The organism is Klebsiella sp. JN_Kp122 (assembly GCF_040062085.1).
Taxonomy (GTDB): Bacteria; Pseudomonadota; Gammaproteobacteria; order Enterobacterales; family Enterobacteriaceae; genus Klebsiella; species Klebsiella aerogenes.
The window spans coordinates 63,306-78,865 of sequence record NZ_JBEAHW010000039.1 but is presented as its reverse complement, the minus strand read 5'-3'; the positions used below and the strand labels follow the sequence as shown (position 1 = coordinate 78,865).

Genomic DNA, 15,560 nt, shown 5'->3' with positions numbered 1-15,560 from the left:
GCGGCGACTGGCCGCCCTCTGTGCGCTCCCTGCGCCACGGAAAACATATTGCATAAAAATCAAACGGGAGCGCAATATCCTCTGAAGCGACACTCGATAAACGTTTTTCTCAAGCGAAAAAGTTGCAAACCGATAGCAGTATCTACGATCCTTCAACCGCGATCCCGGTGGCGGCGAAGCGCAGCGCAAACCGTGGAAAGGCCGCTATTTTTTCGGCCGGTATTTTTCTGGCAGCTCCGGCACCGGCCGCCTGTCGTCAATCAGGTGACGAATGGTCAGAATCGGATGCCGCCAGAGCATCCGCGGCCCGGCCCAGCGCATGATCCGCTTCATCTCTTCTCGCTTCGCCGGCTGATAGCAGTGTACCGGGCACTGTTTACAGGCCGGCTTCTCTTCGCCAAATACGCACTTATCCAGCCGCTTGTCGGCGTAAGCGTTAAGCGCCTGGTAATGTTCGCCGTCGTTGCGCGCGTCCGGGCAGCGGCGTTGATACAGCCGAATCATACAGCTGATAGTCTTTTTTTCACGTTCAATGCGCTTACCCATGTCACAGCCTCAAGCCAATAAGATGCATTGATTATACACCTTTGTGTCTGTCAGGGCATCTCACTGCTTCAGATGCTGGATTAACTGCAGCGCGGCTCCGGATAACACGCCAAAATGGCTCCAGGCATAGAAATCTCGGACAAACACGCTGCCCTCCGCCTCCAGCGGGCGCAACAATCCAAGCTTCTCTTCCAGTCGATAGACGGGGGCAGGCATTGACGTTAAAAGATCGCTCTCAGCGATAAAGGATTTTATCGCCGCGGATGAAGCGCACTCGATAATAGGAACCGGACAGGGTAACTGATGCGAGCGAAAAATATCTTCAAGGATAAGCATCGGCGTGCTTAATGGCGGCGGCATGATCCACGGATAGTCGAGCATCGCTGCAAGCGACAGACGTTTTTCTTTTTGCAGCGGATGGCCTGGCCTTGAAATGATACAAATACGGTCCTGCCAGTTAATTTTTCCACGAACCACGATTTTATCGTCGTGCGGTAAAGGCCCGCAGAGGGCGATATCTATTTCATGCATCAGCAGCAACTTAAACAACTCTGAGTCAATGCGGTCGAATATTTTGATGTGTATCTGGGGATGGCGTTTATGAAAGGCGGCTAATTTATCAATAAAATGGCTGGTTAACAGACTGGATACGCAGCCGATTCTCAAAATCCCCTTGCCCGCCCCGCGGATCAGCGCCATCTCCTCTCTGGCCTTGTTCTCCGTATTCAACATTGTCATGGCATAGGGTAAAAACGCGCTGCCATACTCGCTTAACGCCATTCCATGCTTATGTCGTTCAAATAAGGTGGCATTCAGATCCTCCTCCAGGGTCAGCAATAGTCGGCTGAGCCCGGATTGCGTAATCCCCATTTTCTCCGCAGCCAGGGTTAAATTTCCTTCGCTGGCGACGGTAAGAAAGGCTTGTATCTGTTTAATTTTCATAGCCATGACAATTACTCATTGAACGAATTATTTTTACATTTCCCTGGCGCTTCTTTTTGCGTCAAGAATGCAGTAAGCAACGAAAAAAAAGAAAAGTGCAACAGCGGCGCATTTCCGTGGGAAACACTCTCAATATTTATAGATCAACACCCTGACCCTAACGATAATTTATAATGAGAATAAATCACTATGACACAGAACAACATTCTATTAATCCTCGGCGCTATTTTACCCGTTATCATTACCGTTCTCATTGGCTATATCAGCGGTAAACGCAAAGACTTCAACTGGCAGCAAGCTGGTGATATTAATAAAATTGTAATGCTGTATGCTTTACCGCTGAGTATTTTCAGTAATATGGTCATGACGCCGCGGCATATCGTGATGAGCATGGGGCCGGTCGCTATCGCCATTATCCTGGCGCTAATTCTGAGTTTCCTTATTCCCTTAGCTATCGCCCGTTATATCTGTAAACGCTCCCTGGCGCTCAGTACCCTACAGGCTCTGGCCATCGGCTCGCCGGCCGTTCCCTTCATTGGCACCTCGGTACTGGCTTTTTTATTCGGTACCGTCAGCGCCTCACTCATTACTGTTTCCAGTATTACGCAAAATGTCTTCCAGCTCCCGCTGGTGATGATTCTGATGTCCGTTGCAACGGGGGATAAAAGCCAGAATATCTCTTTTGCCACGCGGGTCATCAACGCCATCAAGCAGCCGGTGGTATGGTCGCCGGTTGTCGCGCTGATATTAGTATTAATGGATATTCATATTCCAGAAACCGTATCAATATCGCTAGGTCTGCTGGGTAAGGCCTCCGGCGGACTGGCGCTGTTTGCCGCAGGCATCGTGCTCTATACTCGCAGCATTGTCATCACCTCCGCCACCATTATTACCGTCATCGCCCGTAATATTCTGGTGCCCGGCGCCTGCTACCTCATTTTGTTAAAAATGGGTTTCAGCATGGAGCAAATAAAACAAGTGGTATTAACGATGGCGATTCCTGTGGGCTCGATCGCCATTATTATTGCTATGCAATATAAGTCCGGCGAGCAAGAAATGGCCTCGACCATGGCGCTAAGTATTATTACTTCCATCATTACGATGGGCGCATTTATTTTCCTGACCTTTTAATCACGGCGATAACATCGCGTTAATCCGGAGAGAATATGACTTCTATCACTGTATCGGCCGCTGAATTATTACTGCACCGGCTTCAGGCCCTCGACGTGGCCTATATTTTTATTAATTCGGGTACCGATTATCCCCCGGTTATTGAAGCGTGGGCCAAAATGCGCGCCACGGGACAACAGGTACCGGAGCTGGTGATATGTCCCCACGAGAACGCCGCTATTGGCATGGCCCATGGCTATTATCTCGGGAGCGGGAAAGTGCAGGCCGTCATGGTTCACACTAACGTAGGCCTGGCCAATGCCGCCTGCGGCGTCATCAATCTGGCCAACAGCAATATTCCGGTACTGATTTTTGGCGGACGTACGCCAATTAGCGAGCATTCACACTTTGGTTGTCGCAACACGCCGATTGGCTACGGCCAGGAGATGCGCGATCAGGCGGCGCTCATTCGCGAGTCGGTGAAATGGGACTTTGAATTACGCATTGCCGATCAGATCGGCGAGCATGTTGACAGAGCATGGGCGATAGCCCGTTCATTGCCAAAGGGGCCGGTGTATTTGAGCCTGCCGCGCGAGCCGCTATGCGAAACGTTCACGATCGATGAACAAGCGCTTCATGCCGCACCAACTCAACAGCCGGTCCGCTATGCGCCAACGCGGGCGGATATTGCCAGCGCCGCCGATGCGATAGCCAATGCCAGACAGCCGGTCATCTTCGCCCAGCGTGGCGCAAGAACGTCTGGTGGCTTTGCGCGGCTCAATACCCTGGTTAAGGAGTGGGCTATTCCGGTGGTGGAATACTGGGGTACTGAAGTCACCCTCGGCAGCGACAATCCTATGCTGGCAGGCAGCGATCCCGAAGGCTGGCTTTCTGCCGCCGACATCATCATCGTTATCGACTCGCAGGCCCCGTGGATCATCGAAGAAAGCCGCTGCAACGACAGCTGTAAGGTGATCCAGATCGGCCCCGATCCGCTTTTTTCCCGCTACCCCGTCCGCGGTTATCGCGCCGATATTAACCTGGCCGGAGAAACCGACGAGGTATTCGAACTTTTACAAGAGGCGCTCCAGCCGCTTGTGGCGGCGAAGCAACGGCAGGTGGCTGAACGTGAAAAGCATGTGCTTAACCTGATACAACACGCGAAGAACCAACGTGAAGCCCTCCTCCACGCCAACCAAAAAGGGGCAATTGGCAAACCCTGGCTGAGTTACTGTCTGGGTCAGCTTGCCAATCAACATCAGGGGAAGATCGTCTCTGAACTGACAACAATGCCGCAGTTCGCCGGCCTGACTCAGGCGGACAGTTATTATCAGGAAGCGCTGGCGGGCGGTCTGGGTGAAGCGTTGCCCATCGCCTTAGGGCTGCAGCTCGCCCGGCGGGGTGAGCTTATCATCGCCGCCGTGGGCGACGGCTCCTATCTCTTTGCCAATCCGGCGGTGTGTCATCACATCGCGGAAGTGATGAAGCTTCCCGTGTTGGTGGTGGTCGGCAACAATGGCGGCTGGGGAGCGGTGGCGGGCGGCACCCGGGCGCTCTATCCCGACGGCTATGCCGCTAAAATGGACGCTATCCCGGCCACCGCGTTTTCGTCGTCGCCAGATTTCGCCGCGCTCGCCGCCTCCAGCCGCGCGGCTGCGCTGACGGTTTCGCTGGCGGAAGATCTTCCCGGGGTACTGGAAGAGGCGGTCGCTATTATTCGCACTCGCCGACAAAGCGTACTGGTCAACGTTGAACTAGGACGTTAATCACAGCCAGCCGTTTTAGACCTGCTTCCCGGCATTATCCACGTGCCCCAGCGCTTTTTCCGGGAAGCAGACGTCCCTCACCCGCCGTTTCAGCTCGGCAGCGTCCGGGAAACCGCCGTCCCGTTTGCGCTCCCAGATGAGCGCCTCATCGACGCTCACCGTAAAAATGCCGCCGGTACCGGGCACCAGCGTGACCGAAGCGATATCGGTACTAAAGGTATGCAGCAGCTCCTGGGCCATCCAGCTGGCGCGCAGCATCCAGTTGCATTGGGAACAGTAGTGAATGGTAATCATCGCTTTATGGCTCATGTTGGCTTGCTCCCGTCCGCACGAATGTAAACAAAATTCAGAATATACCCGTCATACTTCAAGTTGCATGTGCGTTGGCTTCCTCGCTCACCCCAGTCACTTACTTGAGTAAGCTCCTGGGGATTCTCTGCGTCGCCGCCTGCCTGCAACTCGAATTATTTAGGGTATAGGTAAATATTTTGTTGCAAACGATAATGCCTATCATTAACATTCGCAATTACTAAATCAGGAATACCACTGTCCGCCAGGGAAAACACGGACCAACCTGCACTCTGGAAGTAACGCGTGAGCCGATACTAATAATTATCAAGGCGTGGCTACAAATGTACAAATCGACTCAATCAGCAGCATGGTGTAAGAAAAGCCTGCTGGCGACTTCTCTGCTCGCAGCAATCGCGCAGAATGCCGCTATCGCGGCCGTGACCCAGGATAACACGACGGATAGCGCGGAACAGATGGTGGTGACCGCCCCGGCCCCACAGCTGAAAGCCGGCAGCGAGCATTCGGTGAGCGCGCAGGAACTGCAGGACAAAGGCGCCAACGACTTCGGCTCAATCATGCGTTATGAACCCCTCATCAGCGCCACCGGCGCCAGCGGCGGTTCCGGCAACGGTAAAAGCGGTTTCGATCGCAGCGGCTATACCGGCTACAACATCCGCGGCCTCGAAAGCAACCGTGTCGGCATCGATGTTGACGGCATTGCCCAGCCAAACGCCACCGGCCGCGGCTACGTTGGCCGTTCCGGCCTCAACACCTTTGGCATTGGCCGCGATTATATCGACCCCTATATGTACGGCAGCGTGGATATTCAGTCGGGCGCCACCTCAACCGAGACCGCTAACAGCTCAATCGGCGGCAACGTCTCCTTCCGCCCGAAATCGGCGGATGACTATTTGCGCCCGGGCAAAACCAGCGCCTTTGGCTACCAGAGCGGCTACGACTCTTCCGACCGCAGCTGGCATAACGGCGTCACCGTCGCCGGCGGCGATGAAACGCTGCGCGGCATTTTCGTCTACAGCCGCCGCGATGGCCAGGAAACCGAGAACAATAGCGGCAGCGTCGACGCTTACCCGGCAAACTGGCACTCTGACGCGTTTATGGCCTCCGGCATCTGGCAGCCGAACGATGAACATAAGTTCACCAGCACCTTCGACTACTATCACAAGACCAACCACAGCCACTTCGATTCGTGGGACTCCAGCGGTAACAGCGTGATCGGCACCGCCAACCAAACCAACCAGACGCGGCGCTGGGGGCTGAGCCTGAAAGACGACTGGACGCCGATGAACGATTACATCGACAGCGTCTCGACCAAGGTGTATTACCAGCATACCGAGGCTCACGACTGGACCTGGATGCCGGATAGCGTCACCCGCAAAATGCAGACGGTCAATTCCGACTACGATACCGATACCTGGGGCCTGCAGACCGCGCTCGCGAAAAGCATCGGCCGCCACGACCTGAGCGCCGGTTTTAACGCCAGCACGACCAAAACCCAGCGGCCATTTAGCCAGTCGCCGATCCCCAGCGTCTACAGCGAAATTATGCAGCCGGAAGCGGACAGCCGTAGCTACACCCTCGGCGGTTACGTGCAGGATCAGATCAACTTCGATCTCGATAGCCACAACTTCGCGATTATTCCCGGCGTACGCGTGACGCATCAGTCCACTAAACCGGAAGATCTGTCCGATCTTAGCGCCAACAGCAGCGTGCTCACCGAATCGTCGGTGGCGAATCTGTATGGTAAAAACAGCGACACCCAGGTGCTGCCGTCACTGACGTTCCAGTACGACATTACGCCGCGGCTGATGACCTATCTGCAGTACCAGCGCGGCGCGCAGTTCCCGAATGCCAGCCAGCTGTATGGTTCGTGGAACCTGGGCTCCAGCTATGCCGGCAGCCAGCAGTACGCGCTAATCGGTAACAACGATCTGAAAACCGAGACCAGCGACAATATTGAATGGGGTATCAAGGGCGAAGTCACCGAAGGCATCACCGTGCGTACCGCGCTGTTCTACAACAGCTATAAGAACTTTATCGCCTATACGCGTTATTCGCGCGCCAACAATCCGGGCAAATTCACTAACGTCCCGTCGAATATTTACACCATTTATCAAGCGGAAAACCGCGATAAGGCCTATATCTACGGCGGCGAGATCAGCACTAAATTTAACTTCGGCACCTGGTTTGAGCAGGTGGATGGCCTGAGCGCCACCCTCGCCTGGGGCTATAGCGAAGGGAAATCGAAATCCAGCTACTACGGCGATAAATACGTCGACCTCGACAGCATCGCGCCGATGAAAGCGATCGTCGGCGTGGCGTGGGACGATCCGGCTAAGCGCTACGGTACGGCGCTGACCGCCACCTTTGTTAAGGGCAAACAGGCCACTGCCACCAGCCGCGAGAGCTACAACAACACCGGCTCCGCCATCGCCGATTCCAGCACCGAATATATGCGCGTGCCGGGCTACGGCATGCTGGACTGGACCGCTTACTGGCAGGTGGCGAAGAACGTTCGTCTCAACGGCGGGGTTTACAACATTACCGACCGTAAATACTGGGACTACCTGAGCAGCCGCAACATCGAGACCAGTACCAATCAGGATGCCAACGATAAAGCGCTGGCTGTGATGCCCGGAAGGACCTGGCAACTGGGCGTGAATATCGATTTCTGATCGCCCGAATAATAACAAACCTGCCCCCCGGCCCGCGGGCCGGGGAAATTCATCGTAGAGAAGGATGTGAATTATGCAAAACGCACACGACGATCTGTGGCAGCGCTACCAGGCCACCAAAGCCCGCTCCACCGCCAAATATGCCCGCGACATCGCCGCAGAGATGGGAATTAGCGAAGCCGAATTAACCGCCGCGCGCGTCGGTCACGATGCCGTGCGTCTGCACGACGACGTACGGGCGATTATCGCCGTCCTGGAGAGCGTCGGCGAAACCAAATGCATCTGCCGCAACGAATACGCGGTGCACGAGCAAGTCGGCGAATTTACCCATCAGCACCTGAGCGGCCACGCCGGGCTGGTGCTCAACCCGCGGGCGCTCGACCTGCGCCTGTTCCTCAGCCAGTGGTCAAGCGTGTTCCACCTCAACGATAACGGCCGCCAGAGCATCCAGTTCTTTGACCCGCACGGCGATGCGCTGCTAAAGGTTTACGCCACCGGGAAAACCGATATGGCGGCATGGCAAACGCTGGTAGCCAAATTCAGCGAGACGGCGCCCGGCGCGCTGACGATTCGCCCGGCCGACCGCGTGAAGTACGCCGACTCCGCCGACGCCGCGGCGCTGGAAAACGAGTGGCGCGCAATGACCGATGTGCACCAGTTCTTTGGCCTGCTGCGTAAACACAATCTTTCCCGTCAGCAGGCCTTCCGACTGGTGAGCGACGATCTGGCCTGTCGCATCGACAATAATGCGCTGCCGGGACTGCTGGAAACGGTACGCCAGGACGGCAATGAAATCATGATCTTCGTCGGCAACCGCGGCTGCGTGCAGATCTTCACCGGCGTGCTGGAAAAGCTGGCGCCGATGCGCGGCTGGATCAACATCTTCAATAGCGCCTTTACCCTGCATCTGCGCGAAGACAGCGTGGATGAAATCTGGGTCACCCGTAAACCGACCTCCGATGGCCACGTCACTAGCGTCGAACTGTTTGCCAAAGACGGTACGCAAATCGCCCAGCTGTACGGCCAGCGCAGCGAAGGCCACCCGGAGCAACAACAGTGGCGCGCGCAGGTGGCGCGTCTGTGCGCGGAAGGGCAGCCGGCATGAAACGTTGGGGAATACTGCTTGCCGCACTGCCGCTGTTCGCCAGCGCGGCCGCCGAACGGGTAATTTCCCTCGGCGGCGACGTTACCGAAATTGTCTACGCGCTGAACGCCGGGCAGCAACTGGTAGCGAAAGACAGCACCAGCACCTGGCCTGCCGCCGCGCAGAAGCTGCCGGACGTCGGCTATCTACGGCAGTTAAACGCCGAGGGGATCCTCTCCTTACGCCCGCAGCTGGTACTGGCCAGCGCGCAGGCGCAGCCGTCGCTGGTGCTGCAAAAAGTGCAGGACAGCAAGGTGACGGTCGTCAACGTGCCGGGCGGCGATAACCTTGCCGCCATCGATAACAAAATCGCCGTTATTGCCAAAGCATTAGGTAAAACTCCGGCGGGCGATGTGCTGCGCCAGCAGGTCAAGCAGCGGATAGCCGCCATTCCCTCGCGGCCTATCGCCAAACGGGTGCTGTTTATCCTCAGCCACGGCGGGATGAATACCATGGTGGCCGGACAGCACACCGCCGCCGATGGCGCGATCCGCGCCGCCGGGCTGCAAAACGCAATGCAGGGCTTTGACCATTATCGCGCGATGTCGCAGGAAGGCGTGGCCGCAAGCCAGGCGGATCTGGTGGTGATTTCCGCCGATGGTCTCAAGGGGATGGGCGGCGAAAGCGGGTTATGGAAATTGCCCGGTCTGGCGCAAACGCCCGCTGGCCGCCATAAACAGCTACTGGCGATCGACGATATGGCCCTGCTTGGCTTCGGCCCGCGTACGCCGCAGGCGATCCTCGAACTGCGGAAAAAAGCGGAGCAGTTGCCCTGATGCGCCCTGCCCTCGTTCGCCATTTGCTGTTGATGGCGCTGCTGCTGGTCGTCTTGACGCTCTACGCCACCACCCTCGGCGCAATGCGATTGCCATTGATCAACCTGCTGCCCTCCGGCGATGAAATCCTGCGCCATATCTGGCTGACGATCCGTCTGCCGCGAGTGCTGCTGGCGCTGCTGGTCGGCGCCGCGCTGGCCCTGTCCGGCTGCGTGATGCAGGGACTGTTTCGCAACCCGCTCGCCGACCCGGGGCTGCTGGGTATCAGCAGCGGCGCGGCGCTGGCGGTGGCCTGCTGGCTGGTGTTGCCGCTCAGCGTGCCGGCGCTGTTAGCTCTGTATATGCCGATGCTGGCGGCGTTTATCGGCAGCCTGGCGGTGATGGCAGTGATTTTTATCCTCAGCCGCGCAGGCGACGGTTCGCTGTCGCGGCTGCTGCTGGTGGGGATCGCCATCAACGCCTTATGCGGCGCGCTGGTCGGCGTGCTGGCCTGGCTAAGCAACGATGCTCAGCTACGCCAGTTGTCGCTGTGGGGAATGGGTAGCCTGGGTCAGGCCGAATGGCCGACGCTGCTGGTGGCGGCCAGCCTGATTATTCCGGCGTCAATAGCGGTGTGGCGGATGGCAACACGTCTTAACCTGCTGCAACTCGGCGATGAAGAGGCGCACTATCTCGGCGTTAACGTGCGGGCGATACAGCGGCTGCTGTTGTTATGCAGCGCGGTGCTGGTTGCCGCGGCGGTGGCGATAAGCGGCGTCATCGGCTTTATCGGCCTGGTGGTGCCGCATCTGATGCGAATGTGGCTGGGGGCGGACCACCGCGGACTTATCCCCGGATCGCTGCTGGCGGGCGCGATTCTGCTGTTGATTGCCGATACCCTGGCGCGCACCGTCGCCGCGCCGGCGGAGATGCCGGTGGGGCTGCTGACCAGCCTGCTCGGCGCGCCGTGGTTCCTGTGGTTGATATTTCGTCGGGAGAAACCAATCCATGGATAACAACTATCGGGCGCAAGGGCTGTCGCTGCGGCTCGGCAAACGTCAGGTGATTGACCAGGTTTCGCTGACGCTTCGCGGCGGCGAGATGACCGCGCTGATCGGCCCGAACGGCGCGGGCAAATCCACCCTGCTGCGGCTGCTAACCGGCTTCCTTACCCCGGATAGCGGCGAACGCATGATGGACGGCAAAGCGCTGGAGCGTTGGTCGCCGCAGGCGCTATCGCGCCGCCGGGCGGTGATGTTACAGCGCACTCCACTCCAGGCCGACTGGACGGTGGAAACGGTTATCGCCATGGGGCGCTCGCCGTGGGAAGCGACCGCCAGTCCGCAGACTCTGCGCGATGTTATGGCAGAAACCGGCTGCGATCATTTGCGCGGCAGGCGCTATCCGTCGCTTTCCGGCGGCGAGCAGCAGCGGGTACAGCTGGCCCGCTGTCTCGCGCAGCTGTGGCAAAACGGCGCGCCGCAGGGATGGCTGTTTCTGGATGAACCCACCTCGGCGCTGGATCTCTATTACCAGCAGCATCTGTTACGCCTGCTCAAGCGGCTGACCGCTTCCGGCCAGCTACATGTCTGCGTGGTGCTGCACGATCTCAACCTCGCCGCCCTGTGGGCCGACCAGATTCTGCTGCTGCACCAGGGACAGGTGGTCGCGCAGGGCACGTCGCATCAGGTTATCCAGCAGGAAATCATTAGCCGCTGGTACGGCGCGGACGTGCGCCTCGGCCAGCATCCGGAAAAAGCGATTCCACAGGTTTATCTGGCGCCCTGAACGTCACGCGCGGCCAGCTTAGCGATGGCCGCGCGTTCGCGAAGTGGAATCAGGATCGCTGCATCTACTTCGTCACTTTCCCTCAAATGCCTATCTCCGTTATCATGTCTTCCTCATGCGATAACGACGACAATAATAAAATCGCACTCTATTAAAAATCAGGGACCTGGATAACACCCTATGAGCACAATCGACAATTTAGACGCCCATACCCCAATGATGCAGCAGTATCTGAAGCTGAAGGCTCAGCATCCGGAGATCCTGCTGTTTTACCGGATGGGCGACTTTTACGAGCTGTTTTATGACGACGCCAAACGCGCCTCGCAGCTGCTCGATATCTCGCTGACCAAACGCGGCGCTTCCGCGGGCGAACCGATTCCCATGGCCGGCATTCCCCACCACGCGGTGGAAAACTATCTCGCAAAGTTGGTAAACCAGGGCGAGTCGGTCGCGATTTGCGAACAGATTGGCGATCCGGCCACCACCAAAGGGCCGGTTGAACGCAAAGTGGTACGCATCGTCACGCCGGGCACCATCAGCGATGAAGCGCTGCTGCAGGAGCGCCAGGACAACCTGCTGGCCGCCATCTGGCAGGACAGCAAGGGCTTCGGCTACGCGACGCTGGATATCAGCTCCGGGCGCTTTCGCCTGAGCGAACCGGCCGACCGCGAGACCATGGCGGCGGAACTACAACGTACCAATCCGGCGGAACTGCTGTATGCGGAAGATTTTGCCGAATCGTCACTGATTGAAGGCCGCCGCGGCCTGCGCCGTCGCCCGCTATGGGAGTTCGAAATCGACACCGCGCGCCAGCAGCTCAACCTGCAGTTCGGCACCCGCGATCTGGTGGGCTTCGGCGTCGAAAACGCCCCGCGCGGGCTATGCGCCGCCGGCTGCCTGTTGCAATACGTCAAAGATACCCAGCGCACCTCGCTGCCGCATATCCGCTCCATCACTATGGAACGCCAGCAGGACAGCATCATTATGGATGCCGCCACCCGTCGCAATCTGGAGATCACTCAGAATCTCGCCGGTGGCGTTGATAACACCCTTGCCTCGGTACTCGACTGCACGGTCACGCCGATGGGCAGCCGCATGCTCAAACGCTGGCTGCATATGCCGGTACGCGATACCGCGGTGCTGGTTGAACGCCAACAAACGATTGGCGCCTTACAGGAACGCTATACCGAGCTGCAGCCGGTACTGCGTCAGGTCGGCGATCTCGAACGTATTCTGGCGCGTCTGGCGCTGCGTACCGCCCGCCCGCGCGATTTAGCCCGTATGCGCCATGCCTTCCAGCAGCTGCCGCTGCTGCGCGAGCTGCTGGCCGACGTTGACTGTCAGCCGGTGCAACAGCTGCGCGAGAAAATGGGCGAGTTCGCCGAACTGCGTGAACTGCTGGAACGCGCGATCATCGACGCGCCGCCTGTGCTGGTGCGTGACGGCGGCGTTATCGCTCCGGGTTATAATGAAGAGCTGGATGAGTGGCGGGCGCTGGCCGATGGCGCGACCGATTATCTCGACAAACTGGAAATCCGCGAACGCGAGCGGCTGGGCCTTGATACCCTGAAGGTCGGCTACAATGCCGTTCACGGTTACTACATCCAGATCAGCCGCGGCCAGAGCCAGCACGCGCCGATCCACTACGTGCGCCGCCAGACGCTGAAAAACGCCGAGCGCTACATTATTCCGGAACTGAAGGAATACGAAGATAAGGTCCTGACTTCAAAAGGCAAGGCGCTGGCGCTGGAAAAACAGCTCTATGACGACCTGTTCGAAAAGCTGCTGCCGCATCTGGCCGACTTACAAACCAGCGCCAGCGCGCTGGCCGAGCTGGACGTACTGGTGAACCTCGCGGAACGCGCTGAGACCCTGAACTACTGCTGCCCGACCTTTATCGATAAACCCGGTATTCGCATTACCGAAGGCCGTCACCCGGTAGTGGAACAGGTACTGAAAGAGCCGTTTATCGCCAACCCGCTGCAGCTGGCGCCGCAGCGCCGCATGCTGATCATCACCGGCCCGAACATGGGCGGTAAAAGTACCTATATGCGCCAGACCGCGCTGATTGCGCTGCTGGCCTATATCGGCAGCTACGTGCCGGCGCAGAAAGTAGAAATTGGCCCGATCGACCGCATCTTTACCCGCGTCGGCGCGGCAGATGACCTGGCGAGCGGCCGTTCCACCTTCATGGTGGAGATGACCGAAACCGCCAATATTCTGCACAACGCCACCGAACACAGCCTGGTGCTGATGGATGAGATTGGTCGCGGCACGTCTACCTACGACGGTCTGTCGCTGGCGTGGGCCTGCGCGGAGAATCTGGCGAATAAGATCAAGGCGTTGACCCTGTTCGCCACCCACTACTTCGAGCTCACCCAGTTGCCGGAAAAAATGGAAGGCGTGGCCAACGTGCACCTCGATGCGCTGGAGCACGGCGATACCATCGCCTTTATGCACAGCGTGCAGGACGGTGCGGCCAGCAAGAGCTATGGCCTGGCGGTCGCCGCGCTGGCGGGAGTGCCGAAAGAGGTGATCAAGCGCGCGCGGCAGAAACTGCGCGAGCTGGAGAGCATTTCGCCAAATGCCGCCGCCACGCAGGTTGATGGTACGCAGATGTCGCTGCTCTCCGCGCCGGAAGAGACCTCGCCGGCGCTGGAAGCGCTGGAGAATCTTGACCCGGATTCGCTGAGCCCGCGTCAGGCGCTGGAGTGGATCTACCGCCTGAAAAGCCTGGCGTAATTAAGCGTTAAATAACAAAAAGCCTGGCGTCATCGTCAGGCTTTTTGTTTTTAGCATCAGTTATATTGCAGGGTGATCGTCCCGGTGGCATTGGCGGTACCGGGGGTCACCGCCGAACCGGTTTTGTAGTAATCCGCCCGGAAGCGGATCGCTTCACTTGCCCCTGCCCCTCCCCTATTCGCATCATCGCTATAAGTCGTTGCGGAGCCAATATCGGAAATGGCATTGCCATCGGCATCCTGTCCGCTATTTGCCGCCGCCGCCGCGTCACGATCGGAGCTAAAGACGCCAAACGTCTGGCCAATAGGTAGAGAAATAAAAGATTGTCGATTCGGATTATAGGTTAGGATTTTCACGCCAACGCCGGTCGCTACGCCGTCAGAGCCAGCGTCGGTCAGTGCGAAGACCGAACCGTTGTCATTGTCTCCCGACGCCACCGCGCCACTAAATTTCAGCGTTACGTTAGTTCCCGGTTCGCATGAAAGCCCCACGCTCTGTTCAGGTCCTTCTACCGTTTGCTGGTTATCAAACGAAGAGACATCGACACTCCCCATATCAAAAAGCAAAGAAGAGACTGAAGCCGTACAGCCCATCGCATGTACTTCAACCGTGGTGGTCGACAGCGTCAGCGTGGAGGCGATGTCGCCATCGCTGCTATCAATACTCTGCGTTTCGCGATAATCGACCCGCGCCAGCGGGCTCGGTACGTTAAACGTGCCGCTGGTTATCGGCCCGCCGGTGGCGATAATTTGCACCCGATAAGCGGAATTGTTGAGGGTGTGGTCGGAGCCCGCCCCGGCATCGTGTTCCTGCCAGCTGTTATCGATCGCCCGTTCGTCATCAAACGGGCCTGCCTGATTAATGGTATAGACGCGAATACCGAGCCCGGTGGCGGTTGAACCATTGGTCAACGGATAGACATTATCCTGCAGCGGGCTGGCGGTGGTTAACGCGCCGGCGTAGTGAAAACCAACGTAATAAGTCCCCGCACAGTTCTTGATGGTTGTCGTGCCGCCGGACATATATCCGGAGTCATACAGGATCTCGCCCGGCGCATAATTTTTACTGGAGACCAGTAGCTGCTGCGGCATCGCAACATAAGATTGCGACGGGGTGTCGTCGGTACGATGACAAACCGCCTGGGCCGCCAGCGGAAACAGCCCCAGCAATAACAGGGTGGCATATAAAAATTTTAACACGTTGTTTGCCTTAAATCGGGGTTAGTTATAGGTCACGTTCAACGTGACCGCGGAGCTGAATTTACCCGCCGTTGGGGCGCCATGAGGGGTGTACATGCGGGCAATAAATTTCAATGCGCCCGCGCCATTTTCAATGGGTACCGGATAACTCACCCCATTGGCCAGCGCCACGTGGATAGCTGGATAATCGAACAACTGCAATCCAACATCGGTAGCGCCATCGGCATCAGGCGTCACCTGATTGGCATAAATGACCGAGCCATAGGTCGGGTCTTCGGAATAGGGCGTGCCGGTGAAGGTGACGGTGGCCTGGCTGATTTCAGCAGTACAGCTGTCAAAACTGATGGTGACTGGAACATTACCGGTGTTACCGCCGGCAACAGAAAAGTCTCCTTTATAGTATTTCCCCAGATCTACGGTTTCAGGATTGGTGACATTACAGGTTCCTGCGGCAATCCTGCCGTGAAAGGTAATATCACGTGTCTCCCGGAGATTATTATCCCCAGCCAGAGCTGACATTGCGCTAACCAGCATCCCCGCGAAAAACAGAACAGCATATAAAAATTTTGACATGTCTCCTGCCT

13 protein-coding genes are annotated in these 15,560 nt (G+C 57.6%); 8 read left to right on the top strand and 5 right to left on the bottom strand.

Features of this window, described 5'->3' with window-relative positions; translation table 11 throughout:
• Window positions 1–204 precede the first annotated feature (204 nt).
• Both ABLU78_RS16015 and ABLU78_RS16010 read right to left on the bottom strand, forming a co-directional pair.
• Window positions 205–546: a nitrous oxide-stimulated promoter family protein gene (locus ABLU78_RS16015; protein ID WP_045412519.1), complete on the bottom strand. Its 342-nt coding sequence runs from the start codon at window positions 544–546 to the stop codon at window positions 205–207.
• A 60-nt stretch (window positions 547–606) separates the two neighbouring features.
• Window positions 607–1,494 carry a LysR family transcriptional regulator gene (locus ABLU78_RS16010; protein WP_015370012.1) on the bottom strand — a complete coding sequence of 296 codons (888 nt, stop codon included), beginning with the start codon at window positions 1,492–1,494 and terminating at the stop codon, window positions 607–609.
• Between the two features lie 183 nt (window positions 1,495–1,677).
• Between ABLU78_RS16010 and ABLU78_RS16005 the strand changes: the two genes are divergently transcribed.
• Complete coding sequence (locus ABLU78_RS16005; protein ID WP_045412522.1) at window positions 1,678–2,619, top strand: AEC family transporter; 942 nt, start codon at window positions 1,678–1,680, stop codon at window positions 2,617–2,619.
• A gap of 35 nt (window positions 2,620–2,654) precedes the next feature.
• Window positions 2,655–4,364 carry a thiamine pyrophosphate-requiring protein gene (locus ABLU78_RS16000; RefSeq protein ID WP_348820606.1) on the top strand — a complete coding sequence of 570 codons (1,710 nt, stop codon included), beginning with the start codon at window positions 2,655–2,657 and terminating at the stop codon, window positions 4,362–4,364.
• A gap of 15 nt (window positions 4,365–4,379) precedes the next feature.
• Here ABLU78_RS16000 and ABLU78_RS15995 read toward each other — a convergent pair whose 3' ends face one another.
• Entirely contained in the window at window positions 4,380–4,673 is a 294-nt protein-coding gene (locus ABLU78_RS15995; protein WP_015370009.1) for a SelT/SelW/SelH family protein, read from the bottom strand.
• A gap of 323 nt (window positions 4,674–4,996) precedes the next feature.
• Here ABLU78_RS15995 and ABLU78_RS15990 point away from each other — a divergent pair, with 323 nt between their 5' ends.
• The 6 genes from ABLU78_RS15990 to mutS all read left to right on the top strand — a co-directional run bounded on the left by ABLU78_RS15990 (window position 4,997) and on the right by mutS (window position 13,777).
• Window positions 4,997–7,348, top strand: a complete 2,352-nt coding sequence (locus ABLU78_RS15990; protein ID WP_045412527.1) for a TonB-dependent receptor — start codon at window positions 4,997–4,999, stop codon at window positions 7,346–7,348.
• Between the two features lie 73 nt (window positions 7,349–7,421).
• Entirely contained in the window at window positions 7,422–8,453 is a 1,032-nt protein-coding gene (locus ABLU78_RS15985; RefSeq protein ID WP_045412530.1) for a hemin-degrading factor, read from the top strand.
• The gene (locus ABLU78_RS15980) at window positions 8,450–9,268 is read left to right on the top strand and encodes a hemin ABC transporter substrate-binding protein (protein ID WP_032712412.1); all 819 of its coding nucleotides are present in this window, start codon (window positions 8,450–8,452) and stop codon (window positions 9,266–9,268) included. Before ABLU78_RS15985 ends, ABLU78_RS15980 begins: the two co-directional genes overlap by 4 nt.
• The gene (locus ABLU78_RS15975; protein ID WP_045412533.1) at window positions 9,268–10,263 is read left to right on the top strand and encodes an iron ABC transporter permease; all 996 of its coding nucleotides are present in this window, start codon (window positions 9,268–9,270) and stop codon (window positions 10,261–10,263) included. The genes ABLU78_RS15980 and ABLU78_RS15975 overlap by 1 nt, the downstream gene beginning before the upstream one ends.
• The gene (locus ABLU78_RS15970; RefSeq protein ID WP_045412536.1) at window positions 10,256–11,035 is read left to right on the top strand and encodes a heme ABC transporter ATP-binding protein; all 780 of its coding nucleotides are present in this window, start codon (window positions 10,256–10,258) and stop codon (window positions 11,033–11,035) included. Before ABLU78_RS15975 ends, ABLU78_RS15970 begins: the two co-directional genes overlap by 8 nt.
• A gap of 180 nt (window positions 11,036–11,215) precedes the next feature.
• On the top strand, window positions 11,216–13,777 hold the full coding sequence (gene mutS / locus ABLU78_RS15965) for a DNA mismatch repair protein MutS (RefSeq protein ID WP_015703281.1): 2,562 nt from the start codon (window positions 11,216–11,218) through the stop codon (window positions 13,775–13,777).
• Window positions 13,778–13,833: 56 nt separating this feature from the next.
• Here the strand turns inward: mutS and ABLU78_RS15960 are convergent, their stop codons facing one another.
• Window positions 13,834–14,976 (bottom strand): type 1 fimbrial protein, encoded by a 1,143-nt coding sequence (locus ABLU78_RS15960; protein WP_015703282.1) that lies wholly within the window; start codon window positions 14,974–14,976, stop codon window positions 13,834–13,836.
• A 21-nt stretch (window positions 14,977–14,997) separates the two neighbouring features.
• The gene (locus ABLU78_RS15955) at window positions 14,998–15,549 is read right to left on the bottom strand and encodes a fimbrial protein (protein WP_015370001.1); all 552 of its coding nucleotides are present in this window, start codon (window positions 15,547–15,549) and stop codon (window positions 14,998–15,000) included.
• Window positions 15,550–15,560 lie beyond the last annotated feature (11 nt).

Excerpts from the sequence above, each read along its gene's own strand:
- ABLU78_RS15970 (WP_045412536.1), top strand. The coding sequence starts at position 10,256 with ATGGATAACAACTATCGGGCGCAAGGGCTGTCGCTGCGGCTCGGCAAA.
- ABLU78_RS16000 (WP_348820606.1), top strand. The coding sequence starts at position 2,655 with ATGACTTCTATCACTGTATCGGCCGCTGAATTATTACTGCACCGGCTT.
- ABLU78_RS15995 (WP_015370009.1), bottom strand. The coding sequence starts at position 4,673 with ATGAGCCATAAAGCGATGATTACCATTCACTACTGTTCCCAATGCAAC.
- ABLU78_RS15955 (WP_015370001.1), bottom strand. The coding sequence starts at position 15,549 with ATGTCAAAATTTTTATATGCTGTTCTGTTTTTCGCGGGGATGCTGGTT.
- ABLU78_RS16015 (WP_045412519.1), bottom strand. The coding sequence starts at position 546 with ATGGGTAAGCGCATTGAACGTGAAAAAAAGACTATCAGCTGTATGATT.
- mutS (WP_015703281.1), top strand. The coding sequence starts at position 11,216 with ATGAGCACAATCGACAATTTAGACGCCCATACCCCAATGATGCAGCAG.
- ABLU78_RS15985 (WP_045412530.1), top strand. The coding sequence starts at position 7,422 with ATGCAAAACGCACACGACGATCTGTGGCAGCGCTACCAGGCCACCAAA.
- ABLU78_RS15990 (WP_045412527.1), top strand. The coding sequence starts at position 4,997 with ATGTACAAATCGACTCAATCAGCAGCATGGTGTAAGAAAAGCCTGCTG.
- ABLU78_RS16010 (WP_015370012.1), bottom strand. The coding sequence starts at position 1,494 with ATGGCTATGAAAATTAAACAGATACAAGCCTTTCTTACCGTCGCCAGC.
- ABLU78_RS15975 (WP_045412533.1), top strand. The coding sequence starts at position 9,268 with ATGCGCCCTGCCCTCGTTCGCCATTTGCTGTTGATGGCGCTGCTGCTG.
- ABLU78_RS16005 (WP_045412522.1), top strand. The coding sequence starts at position 1,678 with ATGACACAGAACAACATTCTATTAATCCTCGGCGCTATTTTACCCGTT.
- ABLU78_RS15980 (WP_032712412.1), top strand. The coding sequence starts at position 8,450 with ATGAAACGTTGGGGAATACTGCTTGCCGCACTGCCGCTGTTCGCCAGC.